Origin of the sequence: Leptospira paudalimensis (genome assembly GCF_026151345.1) — a bacterium.
GTDB lineage: Bacteria > Spirochaetota > Leptospiria > Leptospirales > Leptospiraceae > Leptospira_A > Leptospira_A paudalimensis.
In genome coordinates this window covers 489977-503845 of record NZ_JAMQPR010000001.1, presented here as the reverse complement: position 1 = coordinate 503845, position 13869 = coordinate 489977, and the positions used below count along the sequence as shown (strand labels likewise).

Below are 13869 nucleotides of genomic sequence, written 5' to 3'. Positions count from 1 at the left end.
TTTTGTCCGTTATAAATTTATAATATTGCTAAATATGATTTTGGCATTTTCTTCCATGATTTTCTGTTTAGAATCGATGTTAGAAAAATCTCCATTGCCCTTAGAGATAAACTCCCTATGGACATTTTGCCAAACTTGTAACATTGGCAATGTAGGTTCTAAGTGAGTTTGAAATGCAAACACTCTGTTTTTGTATGAAAACATTTGGTTTGCGTAAAACTCACTGGCAAGTAAATGATCGGCACCAACAGGAATATCAAAAATATCTTCGTGCAAATGGAATGCCATGATAGATTCTTTTTGAATTCCAGAAAAGATAGGATGTTCTGGTTTTAAAATTTGAAGTTCGGAAAAACCTGTTTCCGGACCCTTTGTTCCAGGCCTCACATTTGCACCGAATGCCCGTGCTATGATTTGAGACCCCAAACAAACTCCAATTAATTTTTTATTGGGTAAAGAGATTACATTTTCAACAATTTCGTAATATGGTTTAAAAAATTCCTGTTTATCAGGATCGGCAACTGACTGCGGACCACCTAACATGACTATCAAATCAAAATTCAAATGAATCTCTGGCATCAAATGGACACGAGAATCATAAGCATTATGGTAACTGATACGGTATCCTTTTTCACGTAAAATTGGTTCTAGTATTCCAGGACCTTCACAATCAATGAATCTGATAATCACTGCTCTCATATAGATTCCATTCCAAATTGGTAACGAAAAAAATTGAATTTAGGATCTTTCTCAATAGAGTCTTTTGTCGTTAGTTCTGAGATTGAACCTATGAAGTTATAATACAAGCGAAGAGGTTTTGTTTCGAACAGCAGTGTTTCTGGTGTTCCAGTCACAAGTCCACCTTCCTTAACTCGAAAAGGTTTCTTCATAAAGATGATAGGGATTTGTATATTACGATTTTTGATTTCAACTTTCATTCTCTCTTTTGCCAATTGGTAAACTTGGCCAAACGGAAGTTCGTCGGTGACATCAGGAACAATTTGGTATGGATCAACTACCATATAAATTGCTTTTGTTGGAAATTTGTTTTGGATCTCAACGTATAATAAATTTAATGCGGGAATTTCTTTCCAACAGGGTACACAGTCAGGAGAATACACATTCATCGCGATTTGGTCTTTTGCCAAGTTTGCAAAGTTGATTTCTTCCCCATCCGCGGTGACACCAACAAACGAAGTTTCTCCAAAGTAGGAGGATTTCGCAGGTGCGCAAGTAATGAGACATAAACTAATCAATAAACTGAGGGGGGTCTTCATAAATCCCATATTTTGGACGGTCCATCCCCATGGTTTGGACAAGGAGAACGTCTGTAAAGTCCGTTTTCGAACTTTCCCTTGACATATGACCCCCATGCCCCATTCTGGTCTAACGTTCCACTCTCTTCCCCAGGAATTTATAAAAAAATGAGCCAATCACATAAAGAAGACTTCGATATCGTATCCTTAATAGAACTTTGCCGGGAAAAAAAATACGAAACATGTGTGGCCGGTTTCAGTGCGATCGATAAAATCGAAAAAATCACTCTTCCTAAAAAATTAAAAAATCGTAAACTCACAGTCCAAGCATTGTATGCACTGACTAACGACTTAGTGCAATGGAAATACCTTTCTTCTGAAGAAAAAGCTCTCCTCCAAGCAGAAAAAGACAAACTTGCAGGTGTCACTTCCACTTCGGGAACATCATTTGCTCCCCATGCAGAAGAAGACATCGAAGAAGATTTTATCCCTGAAGAAGAAGCTAAAAAACCTGAATTTGAAGACGGTTATGAAGATGAATTTGGTGATGATTCTGAAGAAGAAGAAGAGGACGATGAGGATGATGATTTCGACGACGACTCTGATGACGAAGAAGATTCAGAAGAGGACGAAGAGGATTAGAGGTTAGTCCCATTCCTCTACTTCCCTTATTTCAAGACAACCTCCTCTACAACTTTCAAACCCCAGAAACATTTTATTTACACTCAAAAGTCTCCCCTGAAAAGGAGGCTTTGCGATTCTTAAGCCAAATCCAAGCAGATTCCATTCCCATTATCCTTGGATTAGGCGCTTTACATTCTGTTCGTTCCCTTGTTGTATCCCCTATCGGCAAACCAGTTGTCATTGTTTGGGAACCACTACCTGAGGTATTCGAACTTCCCGCATTCCAAACCGAAATAGAAGGACTTTCGGAAAAAGCAAAAGAGAATGGATTCACATTGGTTCTTGTCACTGGCATTACGCCAAATTGGAACGAAATCAAAGAAAAACTCTCTCTCTCTACTCGCGAAAAAGTACCAATCAATCAGAAATGGACTTTGTATGTGACACCGAGTTATGAACGTTATTTCTCAAATTTGATCGAAGAGTGCCGGGAAAACTTTCTATCTCAATTCCAATCGCAAAACACAAATCAAAATACAATCCAACACTTTCGTAAAGTATGGACTCATAATTATTTAAAAAACAAATCCACGCTTGGGAAAACAAATGAAGCCATCCATTGGTTTCAATCCTTTCACGGAACGAACTCCCATGTATTATTTTTAGGTGCAAGCCCAGGACTCGAACGAGACATTGAGTCGATCAAAAAACACCGCAATACATTCACATTATTTGCCAGTGATACATCGATTGGTTACTTATTAAAACATTCCATTGTTCCAGATTATATTCTTTCCTTTGATTCAGGAAGAGGTACTTTGTTTCATTTTTTAGTTGATTTACCAACAACTATTCCCATCATCACTTGGTTAGGTGGCTCTCCCTGTTTATTTGAACTCCCTAATCTAAAAATTTTAGTGAATACAGGTCATCCTTTGGACCAAATTGTAGCTTTTTATTTTCAAAATGAAAAGGGTTTCCATTGGCCACATATACAAAACCCAAGTTTAAATTTACTGGGTATGATGATATCCATCACAAAGGGAATATTGAATCGGAATTTAGTATTAAGTGGTGTGAGTTTTGTATCAGAATTTGGGAAGTCACATTGTGGTGGTACCGGATACGAGCGATACTATTTACCTCAATTGCATAGAAAACAAAGTATGGAATCTTTCACCAAACGTCTGTATTCTGGTGTTAGAAAAGGAAAAAATCAATTGGTGTGGGATGAATTGTTATCTGCAAAAACAACAGAGAACATTCAAAATTATTCAGAGTTAACAGCATTCAATACAAACAAACCATTCGAACAAACGGTAGAACTCAATTCGTTTCAGGGTTTTCCCCCAAGGATTTCCGATTTGGCAAAGTGGGCAAACCAAGACCAATCTGGTATCATCCATTCCAAAACACTCAATGTTTGGTTGCGGTTTTCACTAGGTTAAGCTCCGAATAGAATTGGTATTTCTTGTAAATTCCATTCAGCTCGTTCACGATTCGCAGGGATCCTATCAAATCCTTTTGTTTTTTTGGTTTTTCCCTTAGGTCTTTTCTCTAAGTCTTCTAAGATTTTTTCCAATCGTTCTTCCATCATCAAATGTAAATTCATTTGGTCTAACATATCCATTGTGTTTTCCTCCACTGATGAATACAGATTACCAGAAGGGGGGGACAAAATAGAAACTGCTTTGGAAAAAAATATCTATTGCCTCCAAAAGAATTTAATTTATAAGAGTGTAACGGGAAACATCGTTTGTGAATTTTAAAGATATCATTTCTCAATTAGAAACTTCCAAAGAATCCAGAATTAATTTTTATTTTGTGACTGAAGAACAAAATCAGGAGATATACGCATTACTTGTCCATGTAATGGGGTATATGGACAAATTATATTTAGTGGAAGTCATTTTCACTGTCCTTAAAGAACTCTTGATGAATGCCAATAAGGCAAATGCAAAACGTGATTATTTTAGTCGTGAAAAATTGGACATCCAAAATGCCACTGATTATGCGAAAGGGATGTCAAGGTTCCAAGAAAACATCATCATGAAGTGGAATGAACAATTAGAGCGGTTAGATGGTGGAAATTATTACATTAGTTTACTCATGAAAGTGGAAGGAAAATCCATTCACTTCGCAGTTGAAAATAACGCACCGATCACAAAAGAAGAATTATCAAGGATCAATCGCCGTATTGAAGTCGCTAAAAATTATAATGATTTATCAGATGCTTTCACTGATGTTTCCGATAGTACTGAGTCAGCAGGTTTAGGATTAGTACTGATCCAATTACTTTTAAAAAATTCTGGAATCGGTTCTGATAAATTTAAAATTTTTACAAACGAGAAAATAACACGCGCTACACTGAGTGTTCCCGATGTTACTACTCCAGTCGAAATCCAAACAGACCTTAAAACTAAGTTATTAAATGAAATAGATGGCCTTCCTCCTCTACCTCATTCATTGACCAAAATCATCCAACTCTGTAACAATCCGGATTCAGACCTTCACATGATTTCACAAGAAATTGAACGTAATCCTGCATTGTCTGCTGATTTACTCAAACTTTCCAACTCTGCTTTTTTTGCGAATCGCAGCCAAGTGAGTTCCATTTTACAAGCAGTGAAAGTAGTTGGATTAAAAAACCTCCGTAACCTTCTTTATGTTTCTGGTGTTCGTAAGATTATGGATGGCCAGTACGGCAAAATGATGGATGTGTGGGAACACTCCAGTCGTTGCAGTTATTATGCACGATACCTCGCAACAGAAAACAATCATACTAATAAAATTGCGGATATCATTGCCGTATGTGCACTGTTACATGATATCGGTAAATTTTTACTGTTATCTGTTGATAGGGGATTTTTCAAAAAAATCGAAACCTACCAAAGAGGTACGGATTCTGGAAACTCAACTCTTTTAGAAGAGATGGCAATTGGACTTAGCCATCCACAACTAGGGGCATTACTTGCTGAAAAATGGGAATTTCCACAAGACTTACGTGTTGCCATTGAATACCATCACAAACCATTTTTAGCTCCACCAGAATTACGAGATCTGGTAGAAGTGATTTACATGGCAAATATGATGGCAGATTTCCATGAACAGAAGAAAGGGTTTTATGCCATTGACAAAAACTTATTAGCTAAGTTTAATTTAGACAACATCGATGTTTTTTCAGCAGCTGTGAATAAAGTAGAGGTATTATACAAAAAAACGAATGAGTGAAGTGGTTCGGTTTCAGTCTGTTTCGTTTGTTAGAAATGATAAAACCATTTTACAGGATGTCAATTTTTCCCTCACCCAAGGTGAGTCCTTAGCAATCGTTGGACGTAACGGAGCTGGTAAAACAACACTCATCAATTTACTATTTGGTTACTTATGGCCGACATCGGGAACTGTTTCAACTTTTGGCGAAACATATGGTGACACACCCATGGCTCCCTTACAAAACAAAATGGGGATTGTCCAACCAGGACACCAAGAAACTTTACTACAAAGACTCACTGCATTCGAAATGGTGCTAACAGGTGTAATTGGAACATTGGGATTGTACAAAGAACCAACACCTGAACAAACAAAAACTGCCTCTTTATTATTAGAATCAATTGGTTTAGAGAATAAAGCCCACCAACAGTACCAAACACTTTCTTCTGGAGAAAAAATGAAGGTGCTCTTATTACGTGCGTTTGGTGAAGGAAAAGAATTACTGATATTGGATGAACCAACAGCTGCTCTCGATGTCACAGCAAGGGTAGATTTTGTCCGGTCGTTATATTCATTAAAACAAACCAATCCGAAACTCACAAGAATTTTGATCACACACAGAATCGAGGAAATCCCCGAAGATTTTCATACAATTCTTTTATTAAAAGAAGGTCAGGTATTGGCGTTTGGAGAAAAACAATCCGTTTTTACCGATACAAATCTTTCAAAGTTATATGATTTAAATCTCGCTGTAAGCGAAAAAAAAGGACAGTATCAACTTACTGTCCTTTCATAACGTTACACTCTATTAACTAAAGATCTGACGATCAATTGCTCTCTATTGATACATCGATCGTTCAATGAAATTGGTTGCTTTACAACTTCCAACACCTACATCTGTGACGGATTTGTCTTGTGCTATACAGAAGAGTTTCCACCAACGATTGGAATAGTTTGGTGCGATGGAATAATTTCTCACTTCACCAACACTTCCTTTGAAGATTCTAACCGTTGCGCCAGAGATTCCCATACTTGCCTCACCTGACCAGTTATAAACACTGTAATATCGATTTGGTTGGTTCCAGATTGAACCTTGCACTGTAATGGTTTCTGGACCATATCCAGTTGTGATATCATAGTCCAAACTTCCATTCCCAACACCTAACGGAGTTTTATTGTTCCATACGATGCGGTCGTTTGCTTGGTTTCCATATTGCATGTGTGAATCCAAATCTCTAGGTTTTGCACCCCATGATAGGACAACTCGCATCTCGTTTTCACCAAGGATTGGTGTGACTAAGATGTTTTGGTTAGCAGGAGTTTCCGATCCAGCGGAAACAACAGTTCTGTATGTTGTGGAATAGTTTTCTTGGACCGAAGTACAATCACCACGTTTCCCGGCACCTGATACTTCGAGAGTATAGTTTCCTGGAGGAACTGATGGAATGGCATAGGACCCATCCGTTGAGGTTTTCACAGCTGGGATTGTCACTCCATTGGCATCAATCGCATAAGGACCAGACTTCACATTCACACCTGGACGGATACGTGCTGTTAGGTTACAAACTCCCGTATTGTAGAGGGCAGATAAAGCTCGACCAGAAACCGTCCCACTCGTTTGGCTTCCAGGAACAAAGGTTATGATATCAAAGTTAGTTGTTACATCAGCTTGGATGTCAACAATCCCTTCTACGGTTTGGTAACCGGCTGATACGAATCGAACCTTCCAACGACCAGCATTGATATTAAAAATTGTGTATTGGCTTGAATTTGAGAAAATTGTAGAGCCAGTTGCGATGGATGCTGGTTGGACACCCGCTGATGGACGTAAGGTTCCTCCATTTGGATCTACAATTTCCAAGGAATAAGTTCCAAGGAAAGCAAATCCACCAGGAGTTCGCACTGATCCAGAAAGATTTCCACGACCGTCATTTGTGATTACAGGAGTGTTCACAACAACAGTTCCACCACCTGTTCCCACTTCGACAGGGAAGTATGTGGTGATTCCATTTTTTTCGACTCGTAAATGGTAAGATCCTGGGGAAAGGAATGGAAAACTATAACTACCGTTTGCTTGGGAAGAAACAGATCCAACAGTTTGGTCATTACCAGCAGTTCTTGTAGAAGAGACCGAACAATTCGGAGAGTCAAACCCACCAGAGCAGTCTCTTTTCACATCTGGAGTGAAATTTCCACCAACTAACCGACCCAATGTGATCGTTGCCCCACTGACAACGGAAGTTGAAATCGCATCTGTTACTACACCAGTGACAGTTGCACGTGGGCTATGAAGCACAACTCCATTCAATTGATAAACAACAGGATTGGAAGCATATAAATTGGTTGCAACCGTTGAAGTGTCCACACGAAGGCTATTGGAAGACAAGTAACTAGACTGATACGATGGAGCCACTCGGTCCACAACAATGATTTGGTAAGAACTTTGTCTAAAATTGTATTCGGTTCCGTCAATGATGTCAACCGAAGCTGTATTATCATTTGCACGGGCAACACTCGGAGTCGTTGCGAGTGTCGTTGCGGATCCAGTACCCAATTGGTAAAGTGCATAGGTTACTTTTCCTGCATCATCATTTGTGAAAGGAGCTGGTAATACTTGTGGTAATGTCACAACATAAGAACTTCCACCAAAACTAAATTGGCCAGAATTTGTTGTCGTGATGTGAACAAGTGACGCGCCTGCATCATTCGTATTTCCTAACATCACAACATACAATCCAGATTGAGTTGTATGGAGTGAGTTTGCGTTAGGAGCAGCATCCCTGACTGAAATAGAACCGGCAATTTGTGAACGTGTAGCGATTGAAGTCATCGAAATGGTTCCCGCATTGTACGTTGCGCCATTTAGACTCACTTGTAATGGATTGGATGAACAAGGAGTCGGATGATTGCCACAATAGTTTTCAAATCCTGGTGCAGAAATGTAATACGCCCAAAGTCCACTAGCGCCTAGAAAGGATACTTCTTTGGATGTTGGATTTACTTCATAAACTTTGTTCGCATATGTTTGGTAAGCCCATGGACCATTCCCTTGCACATTTGCCAAACAAGTAGCCGTTGGATTAATGGCACAAGAACAAACAGAACCCGTTGGATTGATGGCACAATTTGTTCCTGCAACAGCACCTAAGGATTCAAGAATCCAAAGTTTGATTGCATTTCCTAAAATTGCATCATCTTTCAAATAGACAATGTTAGATGGTGCTTGGTTGGCTGATGGTCGAACGTTGATCACAGCGCCAGCAACATGGTCATTATTTGCATCTTTTACATACCCAACCACTAAGGAAGGTTTTGCAACAATGAGAATTGGATCGTTTAACGTTACAGATTTTGAACCACCATTAGGAGCTGCTGTAAAGAGAAAGGATTGGGTGACTGTGTAAAAAGAAGGGTTAGAAACTTCTAAATAATAGACTCCATTTGTTAGTTCAAATCCTTCGATGGAGAAATTTCCATTTCCTGTGATTTGAACTGTTTGCAAAATAGCACCTTGCTCATTTTTAAGTTTGATAGTAAATACGGAAGTTTGGTCATTCGACAATGCTCCGTTACGAATCAGTCCAGAAAGTAAAAGATCACTTTCAGTTGCTGCCAACCAAGGTAAATTGGTAATTCCTAAATCAAGAACAGCCACTGTATTTGGATTGGTACCAGGAAACGTAAAATGTACACTTTCTTGTGTCGTCGCATACGGTTGGCCAGATACTACAACAGAATCTCCAACATAAACGATCGTATAATTTCCGTTAGGGAGGGGACTTATCGAAATCACATATTGCCCATTGGCATTTGTAATCCCCGTCCCAACTGTGTTTCCATTGGAGTCAAGGATGTTCACCACAATCCCTGCCACAGGCCCAGATGGAACCGTTACCCCACCACCAGAAAATCCAGGGCTTGTGACAACACCTGTGAACTGCGCTGGTCCTTGGGCATAATACATTCTTTCTGCAAGTAAATTACCTACATTCACTAAGGTGAACGGAGTTTGTGTTGGGTTATACACATACGAAAAGTCTTGGTAGGTATAATTTAATCCATAACCAGTGTTAATGAGAACGCGATAATTGTTATTAGGAAGGTCTGCTAAGTCAAATTGGAAACTTCCATTTGCTTCTGCAAATTTTGCAGCTACCAGTGTACTCACTTCTCCATTCGCTACTTCGATGCGGACAGAAATTAAAGTGAGATCAACACAATTCGGAAGTGCTGGTGCTCCTGGATTTCCACAAATCACATTGGCTGGGACTCCTGCAACCACTGGAACAATCGAACCAATGACACGTGCTGGTCCATGGTTTGGAACTTCTTGTTCAGAACCATTGCTTGGAACTTCATCCGGATCTGTGACTATGATGGAACCACCAGAAGGAGGGAGGGGAACACCGTTGGAATCGGGAGGGAGATCAGTTTGTCCACTGTTACCAGAAACAGCACCGCCTGTTCCTAACAACAACCAGAATGGCATGGATTTTTTCTTACGAGAACAACCCACGGATACAACAGAAATGAGTACGAGAATGGTGAACAACCCTCGAACGCGCATAGACTTACCCTCTAATCAAATTCGCTTTGTGGCGTTTTGCCACTTCCTTTCAAATGGCTTCGGGAAATTCCTAAGAGCTCCCAAAGTGTACCATTTGTAGTCTGTTTTCGTACAGAAAGCAAACCTTTTTTAGGGGTATCGGATAAAAATTTCCTTTTTCATAGCGTTTGTGCCAAAAATAGACAGGAAAATGAATTTCGATTGCCCATTCCTTTCCGCCACAAAGCCTACTCCTAGCGAAATATGTGGGATTTTTGGCTTTCGGTAGGCGGTTGGAAATTACTCATGATCCCATTCACATATGGGTTTGTGGGTTGGGTGACCAATTGGTTGGCACTCAAAATGACATTTTACCCAATCCAATTCATTGGAATCCCTCCCTATTTAGGGTGGCAAGGGATTATACCCAGAAAAGCACACAAAATGGCCAGTAAGTCTGTGGATGTGATCACAGAACGCCTTCTCAACATCAAAGAGGTTTTCCTTAAAGTAGATCCGAAAAAAGCAGAGGTTGTTTTTTTACCAGCGCTAGACTCAAGCATTCGTTATACGATAAAAGAATTTTCGGATAGTTTAGATCCAAAACTTTGGGAAATCATTCCTGACATTGTCAAAGAAGAAATTTATCATAAAGTACGAAGGGAAAGTGGGATTACCATTCGTAAGGTGATTAAAAAACTGCAAGCAGACATTGATTCCTTGTTTGATGTAAAAGCTTTGGTATTAAAAAAACTTTCTGGTAATAACGTAGGTTTGGTGGTAGAACTTTTCCAAGAAGTTGGTGCCCCAGAGTTTCGATTTATAGAACGATCTGGATTTTATTTTGGTTTTTTACTTGGCCTTGTCCAAATGGTATTTATGATTTTTTTTCCTATGGCATGGACTCTTCCCATCCAAGGAGTGATAGTTGGTTACCTAACAAATTACTTAGCACTTGAAATGATTTTTAGGCCACTGTTACCAAAAAAAATTTTGGGGCTTTGGACTTACCAGGGATTGTTTTTAAAACGACAAAATGAAGTATCTAGGTTGTATGCAAAACTTGTAAGTGAAAAAATCCTAACACCTAAAAATATACTATCAGAACTTATTTTTGGAAAAGCTTCCAAGGAAATCATCGAAATCATTCGCAAAGAAGTAAGTAGCCATGTAGATACCGTTACGTTCCTTGCTAAACCTGCTTTGTATGCGACTGGTAAAATCAATGAATTTGATTCTGCAAAAGAAAGGATTGCTGTGGCGATGGCTGATAATGCAATTGAAAATGCTTTCCATTTAGAATCGTATTTAGGGGAATCTTTACAGATTGAAACAATGATGGGAGATCGAATGTCAGCTCTTCCCCCAAAGGAATTTGAGTCCATCTTACGTTCGGCATTCCAAGAAGACGAAATGTTACTGATACTTGTGGGTGCTGCTCTCGGTGCTCTTGTTGGTTGGTTTCAAATGGTATTCATTATATGAAAAAAACAATTCTCATCACAGGTGGAAGTGGAGTCCTTGGCAAAGCTTTGATACAAAAGTTAATCCCTGATTACAAAATCATAGCGATTGGAACCAACTACGCCAATTTTCCTGAATCGATACGCCATCATCAAAATTTTAAGTTTTATGAAAGAAACTTAGCAACGATCCAAGATCCAAAAGATTTTAATCTTTCAGAATCGATTCATCTTATTCTCCACTTAGCAGCTGTTGTATCGGGTGCAAAGGTAAACGAAGAGACTTATTACCAGATTAATGTGAATGCTACAAAACACCTTGTTTCTTATGCAGTTCAAAATAAAATCCCTCACTTTGGATTTGTGAGTAGTATTTCTGTTTATGGATCCAAAGAGATCAACTTGAATCTGCAGAGTGAAAGACATGGAACCACTATCTATGCAAAAACAAAAGCTTTGGCCGAAGATTTTGTTTTCCAAAGTGGTGAAAATTATTCAGTACTGAGACTGGCAAGTATTTACGGCAAAGGAACCAAAAGTTTTGTTTCCAAACTCAAATCCTTGATGAAAAAAGGAGTGTATCCAAAAATCCCTCCCATTCGTAAAAAATCGATCTTACACATTGAGGATGCAACTGCGGCAATTTATCTTTGGACCAAACAATGTTTAGATGGAAAAAAACCAGAAAAAGTTTATGTGTTTTCCCATCCTGAATTTGTGACAATCCAAGGAGTGATCCAAACTTTCCAAGAATTGGGGATCACAAAAAAACGATTATTGCCTATTCCTGTTTCGGGTGTTTGGTCCAAACTTGTGGAACTTGTCTTTCGTTTGATGAGTTGGATCCGAAAAAAACCTTACCACGGTTCTCCCCTACAACCACTTCTCGAATCTGTGGCAATTTATGATGAGAGTTCCTGGGAAAAGATTGGAACTTTTCCAAAATCAGATTTACGAAAAGGGTTACTTGACTATCAATAATGGTAGGAGACTTAGCCGATATATTCAGTATGAAAAAGCGACTTTGCCTAGTATTTATATTATGTCTTACTATCACGGGATTGGAAGCTGCCACTTGGGTTGAAGACTCACTCGGATTTGCCTTTGAATACCCTAGAGGTTGGGCAAAGTCTGTATTACGATATACGGACACGGTTCGCATCCAAATCGCTAAATCCAACCGTGAAGCCATTTTGCAAATTGATGTGGCTCGCCGAACCAAAGATTATGACATCGATCGCTTTATTGAAGAAACAGTTGATACATTTTTAACAAAATACCCTGATCTAAAACTAGTACGCGAAAAGGTTTTGGAAAATGAAATTGCTGGGTTTGATGAATCAACTTTTGTTGTTTTGCATTATACAGAAAATAAACAAACAATCTCAAACCGTTTTTTATTCCACAGAAAAGGTGGAATGTATTATGTAATCCAGGCCAAAACTACTCGCGTTTTATTTTCTAAATATGCGAAAGACTTGGATATGGTGATGAAAAGTTTTCGCAGAGAACCTCGGGCTAAAAATCGATGGCGTAACGATAGTTTGGCGTATCTCGACCCTGTCAAAGATGAAAGACTCATACAGTATATTTCTATCACAATCCGTCCGATTGAAACTTTTCCACATGAACAAGGTATCTCTCAAAAACAGGATGATGGTTGGTTATTTTCGGTTGAAGGAAACCACAAACCGAATGGTACAGAATTTGATTCGAGACCAAAACCAAGTGACCAACACTACTCCCCAGCCGATGTCAAACCAGACACTCCAACATCCGATGATCCCGTGGTCATCCCGGACGGTTCCGGAATCTAATCTAATGACTAACAATCATCCATTTTCGAGTTAAATTTGAGAATGGATGTTGTTGCAAACTGAACTTCACCGTTCCTAATCGAATTTTGGGGCTTATCCCTTCGAAGGATTCCATTCATAAGAAAAAGACCATTTTTTCCCTTGACCGATTCGGTCATTTTTCTTTTATCGTATATTTACGATATACAATGGCCTTGAACAAAAAAACAGAATTCCCGACTCCCATCCAGAGTTTTGCCTCCTTTGCCAAACTCTTATCACATCCAGCAAGGATTGCGATTTTAGAAGTATTGGCAAAACGCCAAACTTGCGTTTGTGGGGAGCTAGTTGATGTACTGCCTCTGGCACAATCGACGGTTTCACAACACTTAAAAGAATTAAAGGAAGGTGGACTTGTAAAAGGGGAAGTTGAGGGAACAAGTTCCTGTTATTGTATCAACTGGGAAAACTTCAATCAGATGTCAGACGCACTTATTTTATCACTCAATACGATCAAAGAATTTCAACGAGAAAATGGGAGCTGTTGTTAAAATGAAAAATATTTTAATCCTATGTACAGGTAATAGTTGTAGAAGCCAAATCGCTGAAGGTTGGATGCGATTTTATGCAAAAGAGAAAGCCAATGTGTATAGTGCAGGTATCGAAACTCATGGAGTGAATCCAAAAGCGATTTCTACCATGAATGAAGTCGGAATTGATATTTCCAATCATACCTCAAACCATATCAACGAATACAAAGACATATCCTTTGATTATTTGATCACTGTATGTGATCACGCCAAAGAAAACTGTCCTTATTTTCCCAGTGATGCAAAACGATTCCATCACAACTTCAGTGATCCATCTAAAAAGATAGGAACTGAATCCGAAATCAAAGAAGCCTTCGCACAAACAAGAGAAGAAATTCGAAAGTATTGCGAAGATTTTGTAAACGAAAAATTAAACTAACGAGG

The 13869-nt window shown here is 39.0% G+C and carries 13 protein-coding genes; 9 read left to right on the top strand and 4 right to left on the bottom strand.

What is annotated here, in order from left to right:
- Nucleotides 1–9: 9 nt before the first annotated feature.
- Entirely contained in the window at nucleotides 10–699 is a 690-nt protein-coding gene (locus ND855_RS02355; RefSeq protein ID WP_265357018.1) for a type 1 glutamine amidotransferase, read from the bottom strand.
- Nucleotides 696–1277 carry a TlpA family protein disulfide reductase gene (locus ND855_RS02350; protein ID WP_265357017.1) on the bottom strand — a complete coding sequence of 194 codons (582 nt, stop codon included), beginning with the start codon at nucleotides 1275–1277 and terminating at the stop codon, nucleotides 696–698. The genes ND855_RS02355 and ND855_RS02350 overlap by 4 nt, the downstream gene beginning before the upstream one ends.
- A 147-nt stretch (nucleotides 1278–1424) precedes the next feature.
- Between ND855_RS02350 and ND855_RS02345 the strand changes: the two genes are divergently transcribed.
- Both ND855_RS02345 and ND855_RS02340 read left to right on the top strand, forming a co-directional pair.
- Nucleotides 1425–1898 carry a DNA primase gene (locus ND855_RS02345; protein WP_265357016.1) on the top strand — a complete coding sequence of 158 codons (474 nt, stop codon included), beginning with the start codon at nucleotides 1425–1427 and terminating at the stop codon, nucleotides 1896–1898.
- A gap of 110 nt (nucleotides 1899–2008) precedes the next feature.
- Nucleotides 2009–3328, top strand: a complete 1320-nt coding sequence (locus tag ND855_RS02340) for a 6-hydroxymethylpterin diphosphokinase MptE-like protein (RefSeq protein WP_265357015.1) — start codon at nucleotides 2009–2011, stop codon at nucleotides 3326–3328.
- Here the strand turns inward: ND855_RS02340 and ND855_RS02335 are convergent.
- Nucleotides 3325–3504: a hypothetical protein gene (locus tag ND855_RS02335; RefSeq protein WP_238759933.1), complete on the bottom strand. Its 180-nt coding sequence runs from the start codon at nucleotides 3502–3504 to the stop codon at nucleotides 3325–3327. The genes ND855_RS02340 and ND855_RS02335 overlap by 4 nt on opposite strands.
- Before the next feature lie 134 nt (nucleotides 3505–3638).
- Between ND855_RS02335 and ND855_RS02330 the strand changes: the two genes are divergently transcribed.
- Both ND855_RS02330 and ND855_RS02325 read left to right on the top strand, forming a co-directional pair.
- Complete coding sequence (locus ND855_RS02330; RefSeq protein ID WP_100720567.1) at nucleotides 3639–5111, top strand: HDOD domain-containing protein; 1473 nt, start codon at nucleotides 3639–3641, stop codon at nucleotides 5109–5111.
- Complete coding sequence (locus ND855_RS02325; protein ID WP_265357014.1) at nucleotides 5104–5886, top strand: ABC transporter ATP-binding protein; 783 nt, start codon at nucleotides 5104–5106, stop codon at nucleotides 5884–5886. The genes ND855_RS02330 and ND855_RS02325 overlap by 8 nt, the downstream gene beginning before the upstream one ends.
- Before the next feature lie 42 nt (nucleotides 5887–5928).
- Here the strand turns inward: ND855_RS02325 and ND855_RS02320 are convergent, their stop codons facing one another.
- Nucleotides 5929–9657, bottom strand: coding sequence for a Cna protein B-type domain protein (locus ND855_RS02320; RefSeq protein ID WP_322113513.1), 3729 nt, complete (start codon nucleotides 9655–9657; stop codon nucleotides 5929–5931).
- A 285-nt stretch (nucleotides 9658–9942) separates the two neighbouring features.
- Between ND855_RS02320 and ND855_RS02315 the strand changes: the two genes are divergently transcribed.
- The 5 genes from ND855_RS02315 to ND855_RS02295 all read left to right on the top strand — a co-directional run bounded on the left by ND855_RS02315 (nucleotide 9943) and on the right by ND855_RS02295 (nucleotide 13864).
- The gene (locus ND855_RS02315; protein ID WP_265357012.1) at nucleotides 9943–11121 is read left to right on the top strand and encodes a DUF445 domain-containing protein; all 1179 of its coding nucleotides are present in this window, start codon (nucleotides 9943–9945) and stop codon (nucleotides 11119–11121) included.
- On the top strand, nucleotides 11118–12080 hold the full coding sequence (locus ND855_RS02310; RefSeq protein WP_265357011.1) for an NAD-dependent epimerase/dehydratase family protein: 963 nt from the start codon (nucleotides 11118–11120) through the stop codon (nucleotides 12078–12080). Before ND855_RS02315 ends, ND855_RS02310 begins: the two co-directional genes overlap by 4 nt.
- A gap of 29 nt (nucleotides 12081–12109) precedes the next feature.
- Nucleotides 12110–12916: a hypothetical protein gene (locus ND855_RS02305; RefSeq protein WP_265355882.1), complete on the top strand. Its 807-nt coding sequence runs from the start codon at nucleotides 12110–12112 to the stop codon at nucleotides 12914–12916.
- Nucleotides 12917–13104: 188 nt separating this feature from the next.
- Nucleotides 13105–13446 (top strand): ArsR/SmtB family transcription factor, encoded by a 342-nt coding sequence (locus ND855_RS02300; protein ID WP_265357010.1) that lies wholly within the window; start codon nucleotides 13105–13107, stop codon nucleotides 13444–13446.
- Nucleotide 13447: 1 nt separating this feature from the next.
- On the top strand, nucleotides 13448–13864 hold the full coding sequence (locus tag ND855_RS02295; protein WP_265357009.1) for an arsenate reductase ArsC: 417 nt from the start codon (nucleotides 13448–13450) through the stop codon (nucleotides 13862–13864).
- Nucleotides 13865–13869: the final 5 nt, after the last annotated feature.